Source organism: Paenibacillus sp. J31TS4 (assembly GCF_018403265.1).
Classification (GTDB): domain Bacteria; phylum Bacillota; class Bacilli; order Paenibacillales; family NBRC-103111; genus J31TS4.
Window position 1 is genome coordinate 564978 of sequence record NZ_BOSI01000002.1, and the last position, 19900, is coordinate 584877.

Consider the following 19900-nt stretch of genomic DNA (forward strand, 5'->3'; position numbering starts at 1 on the left):
GTAAGGGCAGATAGAATGAAGGAAACACAATGTTTACTTACCATTGGAAATGTACTATACTAATGTAACCAACTAAATGCGAATGAAAGGAGCAGGTCATATGATGCCATCGCTTTTTTTGGCGCACGGATCCCCGATGCTCGCCATTCAAGATACGCCGTACACCCGTTTTTTGGAGGAATACGCCCAGCCTCTTCGTCCCGACGCGATCGTGGTCTTTACGGCTCATTGGGAAAGCGAGGTGCTGGCGATTACGGATACGGACGACGTCTACGAGACGATCTACGACTTCGGCGGCTTCCCCGACGAGCTGTATGCGATCCAATACAATGCCCGAGGCTCCCGCAAGCTGGCGTCGCGTCTCGCGGAGCGGTTCCGGCAGGCCGGCATCGAGAGCAGGCTCGATGCGCAGCGCGGGCTAGACCACGGCACGTGGACGCTGCTGCACCGCATGTTCCCTCAAGCGGACATCCCGGTCGTTCAGCTGTCCGTGCATCCTTACCTGCCGCCTGCCGAGCAGTACCGGATCGGAGAAGCGCTGCGCGGTCTCGGCGAAGAGAACATCCTGGTCATCGGCAGCGGCGTAACGGTGCACAATCTTCGGCTTGTCAACTGGCAGGCGAGGGAGACCGAGCCGTGGGCGGCCGCCTTCGACGACTGGCTGATCGGCAAGACGGCCGAGCGCGATCTGCCGTCTCTCTACCGATACGAAGAGCTAGCGCCGTACGCCAAGCAGGCGGTGCCGCGTCCCGAGCACTTCGTTCCGTTCTTCCTGGCGATGGGCAGCGGCCGTCCGGAGCAGCCCGGCGAGGTCCTCTTCCGGGGCTATGAGCTCGGCACCCTCAGCTATCTCTGTTTCCGCTTCTGATTGTTGAACCCGATAAAGGAAACAACAAGCCGGAGAAGCACCGCTTCTCCGGCTTGTTTGCATGCCTTCGGGAGGCGGACGGGATCGCACCCAGCGGCGAATTCCCCACGCAGCGCGCCGCTGCACAGGAGCGGCGCGCTTTCCGAGTACGGTCGTACCGTTGAAGCTAGGACGCGACGATTCGCGCCGGAATCAGCGAGCGTCCTCGTCCAGCAGCATGTACGAGAACAGGCCTGCGAACGTTGCAGCCTTGCGGAACGTCGTCGAGACGGGCGTCCGGTCGGGGTCGTCCGATTGCACCTTGGGCGTAAACACGGCGAGACCGCGTTCGGCAAGCTCCCGGTTCAGAGACTCGAGCCGCTCCATCGTCAGGCTGCGGGCTTCCTCGTGCTCCGGCTGCCGCCAGAAGGCCAGGTATACCTCCCATGTATTGGACCAGTCGCGACACCACCACGGCGCTTCATTGTCGTCGTTCGGGCCGTCCTGCATCGCCTGCAGTATTGTAGCCGTCGCCTCATCCGAGATGTGCAGCCAGCGCTGCCGCAGCGGCTCCGGTAGGAGAGGCAGAAGCGGAGAGACAAAGGCGAGAATCGTCCCCTGGTAGGCGACGCTGTTGCCCATGCCGACTTCCCCGTTCCACCGTTCGAGATACGGCCACCAGCCGGCTTCGTGCACGCCGAACCGGTCCGCCACATGCTGTGCGATCGTCGTCGCCCGCTCGAGCAGATCGGGGCGCCCGGTCAGCTGATAGGCGCGGCCTAGCGTATGGGCGGCATAGATATCGCCGTTCAGCACGTCATGGTCCTTGGCGTTCGGATTCTTGTAGACGGCGCCCGGGTTTTCCAGGGCAACCTGGGTGATCAGGTAGTCCGCGGATGCGAGCAGGCTGTCCCGTGCCGCCTGGCTGTCTGTGGCCGACGCGATATGATAGAGGCTGTTCGCCACTGCCCCGATCTCCGCGATGTCGATCGTACCAGCCTCGCCCTTCTTGACGTAATAGGGCTGGCCGAACGCGCCGGACGGCAGCTGCCGGCGGCGTACGTCCTCTGCAAGGCGCCTTGCGACCAAGCGCCCGTCCCCTCCATGGAGACGCTCATGCAGCACATAGAAGCACGCCGCTTCACCGGTGGTGCAGCAGCTTGCCTTATCGCCAAGCTCATTGTCGAGCAGGTAGAGCGCCCCCGACTCCTCTTCCTTCAGGAGGGGATCCAGTCCCCTCCTTATTTGGTCTGTAATGGCTAACGCAAGCTGTTTCATCGTCTGCCTCCGTCTGCTGTAGGATGAATGATGGCTGGGGGCGGAAGATGACGATCTTGCTGGGATCCCCCTCTTGATCGTACCATAGCCGCTAGGAAATTTCTTCCGAAAAATGGGTATCGATCGGAGGAATGTTTCAGACCTCTTCATCTCCGCATACAAAACAAAGCCACCCCCGGCAAACGCCGGAGGTGGCTGGGTTCCGATCCGAAGATCGGAGGAGGGTATGAGTGCAGTTAGAATTAGATCACGCCTTGGGCGATCATCGCATCGGCGACCTTGATAAAGCCGGCGATGTTGGCGCCTACGACGAGGTTGCCCGGATAGCCGTATTCTTCGGCCGCCTGGACGCTGTTGCGGTAGATGTTCTTCATGATGGTATGCAGCTTGTCGTCGACCTCGTGGAAATGCCAGGAGTAACGCATGCTGTTCTGGGACATTTCAAGGGCGGAAACCGCTACGCCGCCGGCATTGGCTGCCTTGGCCGGTCCGAAGAGCACCTTGTTGCTCAGGAAGACGTCGATGCCGTCGAGCGTCGTCGGCATGTTCGCGCCCTCGCCGACTGCCTTGACGCCGTTTTCGACAAGCAGCTTGGCGGAGTTGACGTCGATTTCGTTTTGCGTTGCGCACGGCAGGGCGATGTCGCAAGGAATCGTCCAGATCTTCTCGCAGCCCTCTACATAGACGGCGTGCGGATGCTCCTTCACGTATTCGCTGATGCGGGCGCGCTGCTCTTCCTTCAGGCGGCGAACGGTATCGAGGTTGATCCCCTTCTCGTCATAGACGTACCCGTTGGAATCGCTACACGCGACGACCTTGGCGCCGAGCTGGGTCGCCTTCTGAATCGCGTAGATAGCTACGTTACCCGAGCCGGAGACGACCACCGTGCTGCCTTCGAAGCTGAGGCCTTCCGCCTGCAGCATCTCGTTCACGAAGTAGACGGCGCCGTAGCCGGTTGCTTCCGTACGTGCCAGGCTGCCGCCGTAGCCGATGCCTTTGCCCGTCAGGACGCCGGCTTCGTGCCCTCCGCGAAGTCTTCTGTACTGGCCGAACATGAAGCCAATCTCGCGGGCGCCTACGCCGATGTCGCCGGCCGGTACGTCGGTGTCCGGTCCGATATACTTGCTGAGCTCCGTCATGAAGCTCTGCGTAAACCGCATGATTTCCCCATCAGACTTGCCCTTCGGATCGAAGTCGGAGCCGCCTTTGCCGCCGCCGATCGGCTGGCCGGTCAGGGAGTTCTTGAACGTCTGCTCGAAGCCGAGGAACTTGATGATGCTGGCGTTGACGGAAGGATGGAAGCGCAAGCCGCCCTTGTACGGTCCGATGACGCTGTTGAACTGGACACGGAAGCCGCGGTTCACTTGGACCTTGCCTTGATCGTCTACCCACGGCACCCGGAAGGTAATGAGACGTTCGGGCTCGACGATCCGCTCGAGAATGCCGTGCTCTATGTATTTCGGATGCTTGGAGATGACCGGAACCAGAGACTCAAGAATTTCTTTGACCGCTTGGTGGAACTCTTGTTCATGAGGATTGCGCTTGACTACCGTCTCGTACACGCTCTGGACATAGTCCTTCGCACTGACATCTGCTTCATTCATCGTTTCCAGGTGACTCACTTGCGGCCAACTCCTTCATTCTTTTAATTGATTAACACGTACAAGCTGTCTAGTGGGGAAGGGATAACTATTATTCTTACATAATAGTGACATAACAGACAAGATTGAAATGCAAACTTTTCACAAAATTATAGCAAAAAAGTGAAAAAAAGTGGGCATTTTGGAGATTGCCTGACATAAGAGGAGGAAAGCTCCAGCTCATGTTGCCGAATGGAAACGGTTTCGTTAGACTGAAGAGGACAACGGAACCGCGGCCATGGGCTGCGGGCGGCACAAAGACCGGACGATCTATTAAGAAGAAACGATGATGAGGGGGAGCAGCGGATGGAGGAGATGAAGCAGCTGGGAGAACCGATCCACGCCGTGTATATCTGCGCGGCGGTGCATCATGAGGAAGCGGGAGAGGATTACTGGATCGGGGTGTCGTCGGGGCAGCCCTGCATGCTCTATATGGTCCGGATTCTGACGGGAGAATGTGTATTCGAAGCTCCGCTCGGCGACAGCCACCATACGTGGGGCATCGTCCGCGGTGGAGATGGGCGCCTCTATATGGGAGGCTCCGCCCATGTGTTCCGCTTCGATCCGGGAACGCGGCGGCTGGACGATCTCGGGCAGGCGATCGAGGGCGAGGATTATTTGTGGAGACTCGCTTCGGGGCCGGACGGACGGGTATTCGGCGGGACCTATCCCGGGGGCAAGGTATGGGAATGGGACCTGGTCGGAGAGCGGTTCCGCGACTGGGGAACCGTCCTGGAGGGCCACCAGTATGTGCGGAGCCTGGCTGCGGACGCGGGCAGGCTGTATATCGGTCTCGGTTCCCAGAGCGCGAGGCTGTTCGAGCTCAACACCGTCACTGGAGGGAAGAAGGAGATCCCCGTCCCGGAGGAGGTTCGCGAGGATACGTTCCTCTATGACCTCGATCTGAGGGACGGCCTGCTGTACATCCGGTTCAGCCCGTCCAACGAAATGTGGACCTACCGGATCGGGGACGGCGTCTGGACGCGGGTGACCGACCGGGCGGCCGGGCTCGAGGTCTCTCCGCCCGGACCGCATGGAGAAGTGTATGTGCCGAGGGAGGACGGCCTCTACAGGCACGCTTCGCCGGGCGGTCCGCTGGAGCCGACAAGCCTCGCTTTGGCCGGCTACATGACCCATTATGCCTGGGTGCGGGGAACGCTCAAGGACGGCCGCGCAATGCCTGCATCCGAAGCCGGAAGTGCCGGCCTGCTCGCGGGCCTTCATCCGTCCGGCCTGTACTGGCTGTACGACCCTGCAAGCGGCGAGTCGGCGTCGATTGAACCGGCGCTGAAGGGCCAGCCGATCGCCGTCCAGTCGCTTACCCAGGACGGGGAGGGAAAGGTCTACGTCGGCGGCTATTTCGCGGGCGGGCTCGGCGTCTACGATTCGCGGACGAGCGAGCTGACCGGGTACAGGGGCATCGGCCAGATCGAGAACATGACCTTCCACAAGGGCAAGCTCTATATGGGCGTTTATCCCAAAGCCCATCTCTATGTCTACGACCCGGCTCTTCCTTGGGAGAAAGGGAACAATCCGAAGCACGTGACCAGCTTTCACGATGCGGGGCAGGATCGTCCGTTTGGGTTGACGGCGGCGGGGGAGTATGTGGCAGCCGGCACGGTGCCCGCGTACGGCAAGTCCGGCGGTGGCCTGTTCCTCTACCATCCCGAGACGGGAACGCGCGAGGATTTCCTCTCACTAATCCCTCGGCAGAGCATCGTGACGCTTCATTACCGGGACGGGGTGCTGTACGGGGGAACATCCGTATGGGGCGGGCTGGGGATGCCGCCTGAGGAGCAGGAGGGCCGTCTGTTCGCCTGGCACGTCGAACGGCGCGAGCTGCTCTGGAGCTGCGTGCCTGTCGCGGGAGAACGCGCCGTCACCGCCGTCACGACGGATCCCGCCGGCGTACTCTGGGGTATGACGGCCGGCAAGCTGTTCCGGTTTGACCCGGAGCGCGGCGAGGCGGCTGCCGTCTACGAGCTGGTGCCGGTCGACTGGAGCGCCTTCAAGCATTTGTGGCGCGACGCCTTCCTGCGCTGGGACCGGGACGGCCGGCTGTACGGAACGGCCCGCGGCAAGCTGTTCCGGTTCGATCCCGCGGCCGAGGCGTTCGAAGTGCTGGGAGAGAACGTACAGCTGCTGGCCGACGATCCGGACGGGCGCTACTACATGGGCCAGGGGCCGGAGCTACTCCAATACGACAAGCTGCCGGCGCTGCAGGAAGGCTGACCGCTATTCCGGACGGTCGTTGACTTCGAATACGCAAGACCACACCCCTCCTCCGCCAGGATGCAGGGGTGTTTGGCATGGGCGCATTCGCAACGGAGCGGGCAGGAACGGCTTGGCCCGCGGGGGACAGCATGGTTCCAAAGTCCCGCTGATCCGCAGAATGACGGGAGGAGTAGGAGCTTTGGAGCAATTTTCTATTCATTGTAAAATTTTTGGAGGGGATTTCCTAAATAGGTCGAACAACAAGGGAGCAGCAAGTACCGCATCACGAGCAAGACGGGGCCGCGTATGCGGGAAGGAGGAGATGGGGCCGGCGGGAAGCCGGGCAGCGCAAGCGATCGAACGAATGGAATCTGTTCCATCTTAGTTATGAAAGCGATTACAGGAGAAGGAGCTGAAGCGAAGCATGCGTCATTGGAAGGCAAGGCTGTCGCAATGGCTGGCAGCGGGCCTGGTGCTGGCCATGATCGCCCCCGCGGCGGGAGACGTTCAGGCCGCAGAAGGAATCCCGGGGGTACCTGCCGGGAACGCTGCTGCCGTATCGGGCAATGTGTATGGGGACGTGTACAGCAATCTGGCGCTCGGCAAGCTGCCGGTGGTCAAGCTGGTATCGGGTGACGCCGCCCAGACTGCCAAAGAAGCGGCCATGGCTGCGCGGCTGACGGACGGCGTCCTGGGCAACGGAGACTGGGAGCGCAGCCGGACGCTGTACGTCGATTTTTACCGGAATGTGGGCCGGCAGCTGTACGTAGATCTCGGCGGCATGTCGACGGTCAAGGAAATCCGGTTCCGCGCCATGCAGGATGCAAGCGCCGGCATCTATCTGCCGCAGCATGTCGGCTTCTCGCTGTCGCATGACGGGGGCCGGACATGGAGCTACCTGGGATCCGTGCCGGCAGCGCAGGCGGAGGCGGCCCCCGGCAAGGCAGGCGTCTTCAAGCTGGACGGGCTGAACTACGCTGCCGATCAAGTCCGCATCACCTTCCCGGTGGATGTCTGGATCTTCGCGGACGAACTCGAGGTGCTGGGCCGTACGGGCATCGTCGACGGAGCCGTTCCCCCTCCGCCCGGGGACACGGATCCCTATGAGGAAGTGAACGCCTACCCGGCCCCGGGCTCGGAGCAGACCCGAGGCGCCCGCAACGACTATCTCGTCTACGCGGGCTGGCATACGAACGGCACGGTGCGCCATGACAAGACCAAGGAGATGCTGCTGCCGGCGGCGGCCTATGTCGCCCCCGACGGTACCGTCAAGGACACGCTGTTCGATTCGTTCACGTTTCTGCCCTACGCCACCGGCTCGAGCGGCAGATCGCTGATTTACAAAAACGGCGGAACGGCGGACCAGGCGGCGGGTAAGCAGGATTGGCAGGAGTACATCGACTTCCTGTTCGACGACCGCCACCAGCTGACGGCGCTGAACGAAGCGGTGGGAGAGACCAAGGCTGCTCTGAACCGTCCCGATTACCGGGCGACGGTCAAGCTTGCGATTCCGAACCCGCTTGGCGCCCAGACTAACTTCGACGAGATCGGCGGGAAGCAGCTGAACTTCAACCAGACGCAGGTCGGAGACGCGGAAGCTCTGGCGAACCGGATTCAGGCGGTCCAGTGGTACGTCGACCAGATTCTGCAGCGCTGGGATCCGGCCAAGTATCCGAACCTTCGGCTGGACGGCTTTTACTGGCTGGACGAGGCGGTGCATACGTATCTGGACAGCCTCGAGGAGAGCGTCATCCGGGCGACAACCGCCTACGTGCACGAGAAAGGCAAGATCATCTTCTGGATTCCGTTCTACCAGTCTCCCGGCTTCGAAAAGTGGAAAGCGCTCGGGTTCGATTACGCCGAGATGCAGCCGAACTATGCGTTCGACGACGTGGCGCCGGTAACGCGGCCGTCCGACGCGGCGGCGCTGGCGAAGCGGTACGGGCTCGGCGTGGAGATGGAGCTGCGGACGATCACGACAGAGGCGGGCCGGCAGAAGTTCAAGGAATATTTGAACCAGGGCGTGACCGCGGGCTATATGAACGGCGCCGTACGGGGCTGGTATATGGGCACCTTGACGCTGCAGGAGGCCAACGCAAGCCAGGTCCCGGCGGAACGGGAGATCTATGAGCTGACGTACCGGTCGGTGAAGGGCACCTATCCAGATGCGCCAGGGCAGACGACGGTCAATCTGGCGGCGGGCAGGACACCGGCCGTCACGCTCATCTCTGGTGACCAGGCGCAGAAGGACAAGGAGGCGGCCATGATGCCCCGGCTGACCGACGGCGTGCTGGGTACCGGCGACTGGAGCAAGGGCCGGGACAAGTACGTGGACTTCTACCGCAGCATCGGCCGCTCGGTGGAGCTCGACCTGGGCCAGCTGTCGACCGTCCGCGAGATCGGGTTCCGGACGCTGCAGGATACGAGCGCCGGCATCGGCATTCCGGCCGGCGTCGCGTTCTCGCTGTCGGACGACGGAGGCAGGACGTGGCGTTACCTCGGCACCGTGCCCGGAAACGAGGCGGAACCTGCCGACGCGAAGCACAAGGTATTCAAGCTGAGCGGGCTGAACTACAAGGCGGACCGCATCAAGGTCGGCTTCGACGTGTCGGTGTGGATCTTTGCCGACGAGCTGTCGGTCAAGGGCCAGCCCGGCGTGGCCGAGGACGCGGTTCAGGCGCCGGATCTCGGCTATGACGATCCATACAAGGAAGTGAACGCCTTCCCGGCGCCCGGCTCCGAGCAGGTGCGGGGCACCCGCAACGATTACCTCATTTACGCGGGCTGGCATACGGACGGGACGGTGAAGGAAGAGAAGACAGTGGAGAAGCTGCTCCCCGCCGTAGCCTATCTGGATGCTTCCGGGGCAATCAAGGATATGCTGTTCGATTCGTTTACCTTCCTCCCCTACGCGACCGGATCGAGTGGGCGCTCCCTCGTGACGGCGCCTTCGGCGGATAAGGCGGGGAACAAGGCCGACTTCCAGGAGTACATGGACTTCCTGTTCGACGAGACGAATCAGCTGGCGGCGCTCGACCGGGCGACCGCGCAGGCGAAGGAAGCGCTCGGCCGTCCGGACTACCGGGCCAAGGTGAAAATCGCCATTCCGCGCCCGCTGCCCGTGCAGACGGACTTCGGTACGGTGGACGGCAAGCCGCTCAACTTCAACGCGGCGGCCGTCGGAGACGAGAAGGCACTCGCGAACCGGGCGGCGGCGGCCAAGTGGTATATCGACGAGGTGACGAAGCGCTGGGATCCGGCGAAGTATCCGAATCTCCGGCTCGACGGCTTTTACTGGCTGCATGAGTCGATCGAGGTGCTGCCGAACAACGGCGAGGAGCGGATGCTTCAAGCCATCAATGCCTACATCCATGAGAAGGGCCTCATGAGCTACTGGATTCCGTTCTACCAGGCGAACGGGTTCTTCAAATGGAAATCGCTCGGCTTCGACTACGCGATTCTGCAGCCGAACTACGCGTTCTACGACTCGCCGGACAACCGGCCGACGGAAGCGGCCGAGCTGGCCAAGCGGTTCGGCCTCGGGATCGAGATTGAGATCCATTGGAACGGACTGACGGTCGAGGCCGACCGGCAGAAGTTCCTCCGTTATCTCGATCAGGGCGTCACCGCCGGCTACATGAACGACTCGGTCCGCGCCTGGTACATGGGGACGGATACGCTCCAGCAGGCGAACGCGAGCACGGTGCCGACCCAACGTGAGGTATACGACAAGACGTACGCCTCCATCAAGGGCGTCTATCCGGACTTCCCGGATCTCGTGCCACCGGCTATCGGACAGCCCGCCAGGCTGTCGTATATTCAGAGCGAGGAGATCCGGCTGGCCGTGCCGGTGACGGACGAAGGAAGCGGAGTGCAGGAGGTGGCCGTCTCGCTGGACGGACAGGAAGGAGCGGCCGAGCTCGTGTTCGCACCGGCCACGCTGGCGGTAGGCGACCATGAAGTTCGCGTGCGCGCGATCGACCGGGCGGGCAACAGGAGCGAGGCGGTCTTCACGCTAACCGTCACGATCGACCTGGAGCATCTGGACGATGTCATCCAGGCCGGTATCGACTCGGAGCGGATCCATCATTCGGGTATTGCTACCGCGCTTCAGGCGACTGTCCAGCTGATGCAGCGTGAGGTTTCCCACAAGCCGCTGCCGCATCCGGCTACGGCACTCAAGGTGTCTGCGGGTCTCAAGGCAATGGAGGCTCAGGTGAGCGCCCAGGCAGGCCGTACGATTGAGCGGGAGTTTGCGGAGCTGCTCCTGGAAGATATCCAGGAGCTTCGGAAGCAAATCGGCAAGTAGGCAAGGAGACGGAACGGGCGCCTCGCGGCTGCCCGTTCTTTTTATGGTTCCTCTCTATGGGGACGGAGCGCTGCAGGAGAGTTCTTTTCGTTCGAAGAAGTGGGGAGGGGTCCCATTTATTGGTACCGCCGAGAGCGACGAATCTACTATACTGGAAGACAGGACAGGAATGCCTACTGGGGGACCTATGAAAAAGATTATCCTTATTGGATCAGGCGGTTCGGGGAAATCGACGCTGGCGAGGCAGCTAGGGGAAAAGTTAAAGCTGGAGGTTTATCATCTGGATGCTCTCTTTTGGAAGCCAAATTGGGTGGGCGTGCCGAAGGAGGAGCAAACAACCGTCCAAAACGAGCTGGTGAAAAAAGAACGATGGATTATTGACGGTAACTATGGGGGGACGATGGGGATTAGGCTGCAGGCGGCCGATACGATTCTGTTTCTCGATCTTCCCCGAACGGTCTGTGTTTACCGGGCTGTCAAAAGAATCGTCCAGTATCGAAAGAAAACAAGACCGGATATGGGAGAAGGCTGCCCGGAAAGAGTGAGCCTGGCGTTTTTGAAGTGGATTTGGAAGTATCCGGACACGAACCGGCCGGGCATTCTCAAAAAGCTCGAAGAATTATCCACAGAGAAACAAGTGATCATCCTCCGATCCCCTAAAGAAGTGCGGCGGTTTCTAGAAAGTATAGAGTGACGGTGCCCTCTATTCCATCTTAGAGCGGATGTTTGCTTCGAACCGGGAAAGAAAGCCCCCCGCTGGACGAAGGTAACTCTCCAGCGTGGCCTTGGCAGCCCGGTCGACAGACGGAGAGTGGAATGCTAGGCTGGAGGCAAGGGAGGTGATAGCATGACCTACTTGCTGCTAGTCCTGCTGCTCGGGGCTTTTTACAAAATCTTCACGCTCGAAAGCCGGCTGAACCAGCTGCAGACGCGTCTGAAGCGTCTGGATGGTCAAATGGGCGGGACCACTTCCGAGCTGCAGCTGCCGGAACATCCAGTTACGGATCGGCTCCGAGAGCTGCTCCGAGAAGGCAAAAAGGTGCAGGCGGTCAAGGAAGCGAGGGAAGCGCTCGGCTTGTCTCTGCTGGAGGCCAAGCAATTCGTCGACGAGCTCGAGCGGTGACGGGACGGCCTGCTCCCGCCCGCATGCCGAGCGGAGCGGCTCGGGAGGGCCGGGAACGAACCGGCCGCGGCGAGCTCGCTTCGCTGGCCGCTTGCACCTGCTTCCGCTGCTGAACGAAGCGGCTAGCGGAAAAAAGGAACGTCCTTTACACCTGCCATCCGCGCGTATAGAAATAGCTGGCCTTTATGGTGAAGCTCGTGGTCATACATCGCCACAAGGTATCTTTTCTTCGGACCTTTCAGCTTCGGATGCGAGGATTGATTTTCAGCCTCCAAATCCGCATCCGTGAACGAGGCGTATGCAGCTTTTGTTTTTTCTGTAAACATCTTTACAGCATTTTGCACGTCTTCCATCGTCCTGCATTCCGGAATGTCCGGCGGGGCAAACCTCTCCGTTTTGACCATCGAAACGAATACATCATTCCATCCTGCCACATGCAGCGCCAGCTCGCCAAGCGTCATCGCGTCTTGCCACGGTTTGAAATCGATCTGTTCGTCGCTCACGGATGCCAGTAATTCCTCCAATACATGGCGGTGCTGCAGCCATTCCTCCATCATTTGCTTTGCTTGTCCCAATGTACTGCCTCCCTATTTCCAGAATCATACAACTCCCATTATACAAAAGGAGGAAGCTCGTGCCCAAGAGAAAATCCATACAAGGCCATGAAAAAATGCACCCCAGGAACCCATTGGCTAAACCTAGCAGGTTTAGCCAATATCGATTCTAAGGGTGCACGCCATTGGGTCTCATGGTACGTCGTCTGTCTTGCAGGCAGGCATCAGGCTGGGTTCGGACCGTTAGTCAAATTCGCTTGTCCGCTAATGTGCCTTACTTGCCGTCCGAACCGTTAGGCGTCAGCCGCGGGGAAGCGCTGTACAGCTGGCCGTCGCGGTAAGCGTACAGCCGTAGCGTCTCTTCCCGGCCGGGAAGCGCAAGGTGCAGCTTGTATTCATAGCCGCCCTTGCCGGAGCCGACCGGACTCAACGTATCCAGCGCGAGCTCGGCAACCTTCTCGCCGGCTCCGTTTCGGGCTTCCACCGTAACCGTGTGACCGGCTTGCGGCTCAGGGAACAGCAGGCTGCCGTTCACGATGCCCCCTTTGTTGAAGACGAGCTTGCCGAAGCTGTCGCCCGCGACGGTGACGGTGACCGGTGCCGCTTCGACTGTCCGCCCGTCCAGCGTGATGGATGCGCGGATCGTCGCCGAGCCGCGGCTGAGCGCCTTCACCGTTCCGTTCTCGACGGCCGCAACCGACGGGTTATCCGACGTATAAGCGATCGAAGCTCCTCCGAGCTCGGCGGTCAATCCGTTCACGAGCTTGACGGCCGGCTCCAACGCTGTCGTATCGCCGACGCCGAGCGAGGGCTGCTTCAGGCTGAGGGAGGCGCTGTCGATACGCACGGGAATTTTATAAAGCTTCGACCCTTGGGCGTAATAAATGCTGCCGTCCTCGCCGAGCGTCATCAGGTTGACCGTGCCGTCCACGACCTTCTCGGCTCTCAGGTCGGCGGGATCGACGGCATAGAGCTGCCGGCCGATCGTCGAATACAGCAGGCCGTCCTTGCCCCAGCGCAAGTAATACGGCCGGAATTTGCTTGTCGTGTAGGCGGTTGTCGTCACCTTTTTGCTCTTCACGACCTCAAGCGTATCCGGGCGAAGCGCGAACAGGTAGGCGTTATAGCCGCCTTCCTCCGTTCCTTTCGGGTCGATCGTGCTGTCCAGAATGCCCCACAGCAGACCGTCCGGCCCGAACGCCAATTCCCCGATGTGCCGGATGCGGCCCGTCATGCCGGGAATGTCCGGCTTGAGCGTGCGGGTCACCCGTTTGGCAGCCGTATCGAATACGAACATCTTGCCTTCCGGATCCGCGATTTCGCTGCCGAGGCCGCCGTTCGGCGACGTGCCGCCGTAGACTAGGCCGTCCCGGTAAGCGAGGCCGAACAAGCTTTGGTTCGGCACGAGGTTCCGGAACGTCTCGTAGGTAACGCCGGTGACCGTGCCGTCGGTTCCTTTGGTCTCCTGCAGAATGGTGAGGGCGCCGCCCAGCTCGCCGTAGCCCGGGAACGTGCCGATGAACAGCTTGTCGTCCCCGCTCGTCATTGTGAACGGACGGTCCTGGAACTCCTCGATGTCCGCGGCGAGGCCCGGATTGGCCGCTTCGAATTCGTTGTACGCGAGCGGCTTGGTCATGTCCAGCCGGTACATGCGGGCTCCGCTGTACGTGCCGAAGTAGACGATGCCGTTCAGGAAGCCGATGCCTTCGGGCTGGTGGAATTGCTTGTTGTTGTACAGAAACTCGCCCGTATGGGTATTGTAGATACTCATGCCGCGCTGGTAGCCGCCCGAATAGACATACCCGCCCTGTGCTTCAAGCGCGTTGATCTGGGTCGGGGAGGTCGGCAGATCGGCCGCGTGCTCCTCGTACCGGTTCGTCACCGGATCGTACAGGAACGACTCGCCGAACGCCGCCATGCCGGCGAGCACCGGATGCCCGGCGAACGTGCCGGTGGACGGCGTGATCCACGCATGGCTCTTGATGGCCGTATCGTCCGGCAGCTCCGGGATGCCCTCCACCTTGGCGATCGTGTTCGTCTGCATGTTATAAGTGAACAGCTCGCCCTTCAGCTTGTAATAGATCAGCTCCGGCTGAAAGGGAGACGGCGGGGAGATCTTGGTTTGGAACGTAATTGTGTTGAGCAGCTCGTGGGTCTGCTCGTCGATCACGTAGAGCGTTTCCCCGCTGTAGGCGAACAGCTTGCCTCCGTAGACGTCGACATCGGAGATCGTCTTGACCGTGCCGGAGACGCCGGGGATCGGGATTTCCGTAATCTGCTCGGTCTGCCGGTCGAACCGCATCAGGTGAGCGTTCGTCCCGATGCCGACATAGACGTAGCGGTCGGTCACGCCGAGGCCGCGGGCGTACTGCTGGCCGGATTTCATGACTCCGAGATCGCGGAAAGTCCCGGAAGCGATATCGTACTCGAACACGCGGCCGAGATTCGTCGCGGAATAGGTGGAGCCGTACAGCTTGCCGTCGCTGCTCGCCTTCAGGTCGAACACTTGCTTGTTTGACGGATTGGCGCCGAGCGCCTCGATCCGCTTTTCCTTAACAAGATACCGGTACAAATTGCCGTTCGTGCTGAAATAGACGTTGCCGTCGGACGCTTTGGTCACGGCCCAGATGACGTCCGAGGAGCCGGCGATCGGCTGGCTGAACTTGATGGCGCCGGTGACGGCGTCCACCACATGGAACGAGACGGGGGAACCGACCGTCGACACGTACTGCTCGACCGACCCGTCCGGGCCCATTCCGTAGGCGGCGGATTGAGACAGCGCATAATTGACGGCGTCTCCGATGGCGACCGGAGCGTCATAGGGCAGCGGGAGGGGGGCCACGGGCTTCTTCCTTTCAAACTTGATCTCATCCACATAAGCGGCGGTGCCGGTGCCGGCGGCGCCCATGTAGAAGGAGAGCTCGGCGTATTCCGCTCCGTCCGGCGCCTTGCCTTCGAGAGACAGGTCGTTCCACTTGCCGACCGTGTTCAACAGAACGTCGACCGAGGCGATGGGCGCGGAGCTGCCGGATTTTTTGAAGCGGATGTAAGCGCGTACGCTTTTGGCCTCGACGAATACTTTGCCGGACAGCCGGTACGTCTCGCCCGCCGTCACGGGAATCGGGGCGCTGTACAGATCGAGCGATTTGGTCGTGCTGTTGTCCACGAGCTTGACGCTGTTCGAGCCGCTAAAAACCCGATCCTGGGCGATCCGAACCTCCAGCCCGTCCGACGGAAGCGCGGGCAGGATGCTCCATCCGGGAATCGGCAGCCCCGCAGAGTCTTCGAATCCGGGATTGACGACCGACAGGGGAAGGTAGTCCGCGTCCGCTGCGCGAACAGAAGATACGGGAAGAACGAAGGCAGGAACGGCGAGAGCTGCACAAAGAGCGGCCGAGACGGTTTGTTTCCACTTCACGTTTAAGGTTCCTCCTTTATTTCGCCTAGAAAAGAAGGTAGCACTTTACTCCTTCCTGTTCTGAGCGATATAATTGACTATGCATCTAGCCTAATTGCTAATGAATGCGCTGTCAATTGCAAGTTGCGCATCAATTCCGAATATTATATCGCCTAGTTAAAAGGCTGAGAAAAAGCGTAATGTCTCCAGCATCGGTTGCCGATCTAGTCTCTCTAGGATTGCGTACGGAAATGGACAGACGGTCAGGAAGGAGAGACGGCTATGGCTCGTATAAGCCGTGTAGTGATGGAAGCCCGGGTCCGCGAGCTGCTGGACAGTCTGCGGAACGACCTGGAAGAAGGACGGCTCCGTCCGGGCGGTTATTTGCCGTCCGAGGTGGAGCTGGGCGCGGCGTTCCGGCTCAGCAAGGAGTCGGTCCGCAAAGCGCTGGACGAGCTTGTGGCCGAAGGGCGCATCGAGAAAATCCGCCGGGTCGGCAACAAAGTGACGGAGCGAGGGGGAGAGACCCCGCTGCAGGGGAAGAAGGGCGAGCCGGCTCCGGCCGAAAAATTCGCTCCCCGCGGCGGAGGAGCCGCCGCCGCAGGCGGCAAGCATACGTGGACGACGGATGACGAGGCCAAGGACAGGGAAGCGTCCCGGGCGGTGCCAGAAGCAGTAGCCTCCGGCAGAGCAGCGACTGTCGGAGCGGAGACGCGCACCCGCCTGCGGCTGGCGTATCATCCGCTTCTGGAGAAGGAGGCGGCGCTGCCCGAGCTGGCCGCCCGATTCGAGGCGCGCCACCCCGGCTGTACGGTGGAGCTGCTGCCGACTCCTTTCCCGCATGCGTACGCCGAGCACGGCCTGGCGGATGTGTTCACGCTGAGCGCTTGGGATGCCCTCAAACTGCGGGACCGCGACCCTGCTCTATCGCTGCTGGGAGAGGTGCCGGAGACGAACGCCGCGCATCCCAAGCTGCTATCGCCGTTCCGGGACAGCGGCGGTAGAGTCGCCGCGGCTCCCCTTATCTATTCGCCGGTCGTGCTCTGCTACAATCGGGATCACTTCCGGGAGGCGGGCGTGGAGGAGCCGGAGGCGGACTGGACATGGTATTCGCTGCTCAGGGCGGCCCGTCATCTCTCCCGGACGCTCGACGTATGGGGCTTCGCCGTCCATATTCAATCGGTTAACCGCTGGCCCGTCTTCCTGCTGCAGAACGGCTTCCGGTTCCGCCAGGAAGAGGGAAAGCGCGCATCGGACGATCCGGCGCTGTGGGAAAGCCTGCGGCTGCCCCGGGACCTGCTGCATCAGCAGAGACGTCCGCAGCCACTGCTGACCGAGAACGATTCGGACGTGGAACGGTGGTTCCGCGAAGGCAAGGCGTCGATGATCATGACGACCTACTTCGGCCTGAACGGGCTGCTTTCGTCTAATCTCCGCTATGGAATCGCTCCGCTCCCGCGGCTTCGGACGGCGGATACGCTCCTTCTCGTCACCGGTCTCGCCATCCGCCGGGGCACGGAAGCCGCAGAAGAGGCGGCGGAGCTCGTCCGCTTCCTGTGCGGCGAGGAAGCGCAGACCGGGATTCGGCGGGAGACGCTGTCGCCGCCGGCGCATCCGGCCGCCCAGCGGCTGGCGGAGGGGCTGCGGGGGAACCGTCCCGAAGCGGCGCCTGTGCTTGACAAACTGTGGCCGGATTGCCGGGAATACGGCGACCTGCGCCTAGGCGCCGCCGTGCTGGAGGCGGTCCGGGAGGAGCTCAAGGCGTACTGGTCCCGGCTGGAGGACGAAGGGGAGGCGAGCGAGCGGCTCGAGCATCTGGGCTTGTAGCGGAGTGTAGTCTCCCGGGCACAGGGGGAGGCATAGCAAGCCGCTTCTCCGTATGCTAAGATAGAGTCTGAGCAAGCTAATCGCAACGGCTGCACAGGGCCGCTCCCGCCGGAGCGGCCCCTTCTCGCTAAGGAGGAGCCGCAGCCGGCTGCGTACGGAACCTGTTAGGGAGGCTTATGGAAATGGACTTGTTTGACCGTGTCATTGAACGGAGAAACACCGATTGCGAGAAGTGGGACGGGCTCGAGCAGCTGTTCGGCGCGCCCGATGCGCTGCCGATGTGGGTAGCGGATATGGATTTTGCGGCGCCGGAGCCTGTGCTCGAGGCGCTCCGTGCGAAGATCGACCATGGCGTGCTTGGCTATACGCGCCGAACGGACGCTTATCTGGAGGCGGTCGCGGGCTGGATGGCCGAGCGGCACGGCTGGCCGGTCGAGAAGGAATGGATCGTATTCTGTCCGGGCGTAGTCCCCGCCCTTAACCTGATCGTGCAGGCGTTCACCGAGCCCGGAGACAAGGTCGTCATCCAGACGCCGGTGTACCCGCCTTTTTACAACGTAGTCAAGAACCACGGACGGGAGCTTGTGCTGAATCCGCTGCGCAAAAACGGCGACCGCTACGAAATGGATCTGGACGATCTGGAGAGCAAGCTGGACGACAAGGTGAAGCTGCTCATTCTGTGCAGCCCGCATAACCCGGTGGGCCGGGTATGGACCCGGGAGGAGCTGGAGCGTCTCGCCGAGCTGAGCGAGAAGCACGGTTTCCTGGTGGCGTCGGACGAAATCCACGCCGATCTGGTGTATGCTCCTCATACGCATACTCCGTTCGCGAACATCTCCGAGTGGTCCAAGCGCCGGACCATCGTCTGCACCGCCCCGAGCAAGACGTTCAACATCGCCGGGTTGAACACCGCCAACATGATCATCCCGGATAAGGAGCTCCGCGATAGGTTCGCCCGCGAGGTGGCCAAATACTCGCTCGGCTCGATCACGCCTACGGGTCACGCGGCGACGATAGCCGCTTACCGCGAGGGTGGTCCCTGGCTGGACGCGCTCTTGGCCTACCTGCAGCAGAATATCGATTACGCACTGGAAGTCGTGGCGAAGGAGCTGCCCGAACTCCGCGCGGTGAAGCCGGAAGCGACGTATCTGCTGTGGCTGGATTGCCGAGGGCTCGGCATGAGCGTCAAGGAGCTGAACGCGTTTCTGCTGAAGGAAGCCAAGCTGGCGCTTAACAACGGCGCCATGTTCGGCACCGATGGAGAAGGGTATGTCCGGATGAATCTCGCCTGTTCCCGTGCAACGGTGAAGGAAGGGATGAACCGGCTCACAGCCGCCGTCCGGGCGCTCCGGCAGCGGCGGGAGGATTCTCGCAGCTAGCAAGCCTGTAGGGGAAGAGAAAGGCCGAAGCATATTTTCATAGACCGAGGGATAGGAATAGTAGGGAGAGACCGGCCCAAACGCCCGCACGGGCCGGCCGGTCCGATGCTAGTCCGGAGGTCCGTATGAAGCATATGCGTTCGGCCTTTTTTGTATTGGCGGGGACGGCCGTGATCGGCCTCCTCGGAGCTTGCGAAGCCCCGCTAGGGGAAGGGGAGCGGGCGGCCTGGAGCGGCGCGGCGGCGACGCAGGCGCCGGCAGGAAGCGGCAGCACGGTGGAGCCGGGAAGCACGGCGAGCGCGGTAGCGACGCAGGCGCCGGCGGGAAGCGGCGGCACGGCGAGCGCAGCGGTGACGCAGGCGCCCGCAGGAAGCGGCGGCATGGCCGAGCAGGGCGGCACGGCGAGCGCAGCGGTGACGCAGGCGCCGGCGGGAAGCGGTGGCACGGCCGAGCAGGGCGTCACGGCGAGCGCGGAGGTGACGCAGGCGCCCGCAGGAAGCGGCGGCACGGCCGAGCAGGGCGGCACGGCGAGCGCGGCAGCGACGCCGGCGCCGGCGGGAAGCGGCGGCACGGCCGAGCAGGGCGGCACGGCGAGCCCTCCGCCGGTGCGCACCGCTTCGGCGGCGCCCGCCGCCGCACCGGCGAAGGAGCAGACCGTCTCGCTCCCCGTGCTGAACTACCACAGCATCGGGCACGAGCCCGGCAATACGCTCGTCCTGCCGCCGGAGAAGCTGGAGCGCCAGATGAAGTATCTGGCGGACAACGGGTACACGCCCCTAACGCTTGAGGAGTTCCTTCTTATCCTCGAAAGGCGGATGCCGGCCCCTCCCAAGCCCATCCTCCTGACGTTCGATGACGGCTATGCCGACAATCACGAGCATGCCATGCCCATTTTGAAGCGGTACGGCTTTCCCGCGGTGCTGTTTCTCTCCCCCGGGTCTGTGGAAGAGGCCGGCTATCTCGATTGGGAGCAGGCAAAGGAGATGCAGGAGGCCGGCTGGGATATCCAGCCGCACGGTATGACGCATCCGCACCTGCCCCGGCTGCCGGCGGAGCGGCAGCGGGAAGAGATTGCCGAGGCCGCGAGACTTATCCAGGAGAATCTTGGGACGGAATCGGTCGTCTTTTGCTATCCGTACGGCGAATACAACCGGGACACGCTGAAGATTCTGAAGGAGGAAGGCTTCCGGTACGCCTTCACGATTGCGCAGGGCCGGACGACGAGCGCACAGCCGCCGCTGCAGCTCAAGAGGATCTATGTAAACGGCAGCCACAGCGTCGAGACGTGGAGCCGGTCGTTCGCTCCCTGATCAGCATCCGGACTCCTAGAGG

At 61.8% G+C, this 19900-nt stretch carries 12 protein-coding genes; 8 read left to right on the top strand and 4 right to left on the bottom strand.

Annotated elements, in window-relative coordinates; translation table 11 throughout:
• Positions 1–100 precede the first annotated feature (100 nt).
• Complete coding sequence (locus tag KJS47_RS13390; protein WP_213525538.1) at positions 101–868, top strand: DODA-type extradiol aromatic ring-opening family dioxygenase; 768 nt, start codon at positions 101–103, stop codon at positions 866–868.
• Positions 869–1060: 192 nt separating this feature from the next.
• Here the strand turns inward: KJS47_RS13390 and KJS47_RS13395 are convergent, their stop codons facing one another.
• Both KJS47_RS13395 and gdhA read right to left on the bottom strand, forming a co-directional pair.
• Positions 1061–2125 (bottom strand): hypothetical protein, encoded by a 1065-nt coding sequence (locus tag KJS47_RS13395; RefSeq protein ID WP_213525539.1) that lies wholly within the window; start codon positions 2123–2125, stop codon positions 1061–1063.
• 242 nt (positions 2126–2367) lie between these two features.
• A complete protein-coding gene (gene gdhA / locus KJS47_RS13400) occupies positions 2368–3729 on the bottom strand; it encodes an NADP-specific glutamate dehydrogenase (RefSeq protein ID WP_213525865.1) in 1362 nt (453 codons plus the stop codon).
• Positions 3730–4071: 342 nt separating this feature from the next.
• Between gdhA and KJS47_RS13405 the strand changes: the two genes are divergently transcribed.
• The 4 genes from KJS47_RS13405 to KJS47_RS13420 all read left to right on the top strand — a co-directional run bounded on the left by KJS47_RS13405 (position 4072) and on the right by KJS47_RS13420 (position 11411).
• Entirely contained in the window at positions 4072–5997 is a 1926-nt protein-coding gene (locus KJS47_RS13405; protein ID WP_213525540.1) for a ligand-binding sensor domain-containing protein, read from the top strand.
• A gap of 406 nt (positions 5998–6403) precedes the next feature.
• Positions 6404–10288 carry a DUF4855 domain-containing protein gene (locus KJS47_RS13410; protein WP_213525541.1) on the top strand — a complete coding sequence of 1295 codons (3885 nt, stop codon included), beginning with the start codon at positions 6404–6406 and terminating at the stop codon, positions 10286–10288.
• A gap of 187 nt (positions 10289–10475) precedes the next feature.
• Positions 10476–10982 (top strand): DNA topology modulation protein, encoded by a 507-nt coding sequence (locus tag KJS47_RS13415; protein ID WP_213525866.1) that lies wholly within the window; start codon positions 10476–10478, stop codon positions 10980–10982.
• A gap of 153 nt (positions 10983–11135) precedes the next feature.
• Complete coding sequence (locus KJS47_RS13420; RefSeq protein ID WP_213525542.1) at positions 11136–11411, top strand: hypothetical protein; 276 nt, start codon at positions 11136–11138, stop codon at positions 11409–11411.
• Between the two features lie 122 nt (positions 11412–11533).
• Here KJS47_RS13420 and KJS47_RS13425 read toward each other — a convergent pair whose 3' ends face one another.
• Together KJS47_RS13425 and KJS47_RS13430 are read right to left on the bottom strand one after the other, a co-directional pair.
• Positions 11534–11986 carry a DinB family protein gene (locus KJS47_RS13425; RefSeq protein WP_213525543.1) on the bottom strand — a complete coding sequence of 151 codons (453 nt, stop codon included), beginning with the start codon at positions 11984–11986 and terminating at the stop codon, positions 11534–11536.
• Positions 11987–12239: 253 nt separating this feature from the next.
• On the bottom strand, positions 12240–15383 hold the full coding sequence (locus KJS47_RS13430; RefSeq protein ID WP_213525544.1) for a hypothetical protein: 3144 nt from the start codon (positions 15381–15383) through the stop codon (positions 12240–12242).
• Between the two features lie 261 nt (positions 15384–15644).
• Here KJS47_RS13430 and KJS47_RS13435 point away from each other — a divergent pair, with 261 nt between their 5' ends.
• The 3 genes from KJS47_RS13435 (at position 15645) to KJS47_RS24100 (ending at position 19878) form a co-directional block, all read left to right on the top strand.
• Positions 15645–17189, top strand: a complete 1545-nt coding sequence (locus KJS47_RS13435; protein WP_213525545.1) for an extracellular solute-binding protein — start codon at positions 15645–15647, stop codon at positions 17187–17189.
• A gap of 182 nt (positions 17190–17371) precedes the next feature.
• On the top strand, positions 17372–18568 hold the full coding sequence (locus tag KJS47_RS13440) for a MalY/PatB family protein (protein WP_213525546.1): 1197 nt from the start codon (positions 17372–17374) through the stop codon (positions 18566–18568).
• Between the two features lie 125 nt (positions 18569–18693).
• A complete protein-coding gene (locus KJS47_RS24100) occupies positions 18694–19878 on the top strand; it encodes a polysaccharide deacetylase family protein (protein ID WP_249716359.1) in 1185 nt (394 codons plus the stop codon).
• Positions 19879–19900 lie beyond the last annotated feature (22 nt).